The following is a 347-nucleotide window of genomic DNA, read 5'->3' on the forward strand; positions in this document are numbered from 1 at the left end:
GAATGAACTGCAGGACTGCAACAGTGTGTTGATGATGACCAAGGATGAGCTTGTCTACACCTTTGCCCTTACCTACACTCCCGAGGCGTTTGCTGGCACTCCCATTACCCGTGCAGGTGGTGCAGTTATTGGTGTTCAATGCCATTATCAAAGGTTTCAAAATGTCAGCGGTAATGCCTTGAAGCCAACTTGGGTCCCTTATGCCTCAACGGAGGCTGGTGAAGAAGTCTTGCTGTTCTCCCTGAAGCTCATGATGGATGACTGGTCCTTTGAGAGGCCTTCAAACTCTTACTTCCTGGGTGACGTTATTAATGTTGAGGCATCTGTGAAGGTATACAACCACGTCC

The 347-nt window shown here is 48.7% G+C and carries 1 protein-coding gene; it reads left to right on the top strand.

Annotated elements, in window-relative coordinates; genetic code table 11:
• Window positions 1-347, top strand: a 347-nt coding sequence (locus tag GQS58_RS17425; RefSeq protein ID WP_166388059.1) for a zona pellucida domain-containing protein, incomplete at both ends; no start/stop codon positions are given.

This window comes from Polaribacter sp. 11A2H (assembly GCF_011379025.1).
GTDB lineage: Bacteria > Bacteroidota > Bacteroidia > Flavobacteriales > Flavobacteriaceae > Polaribacter.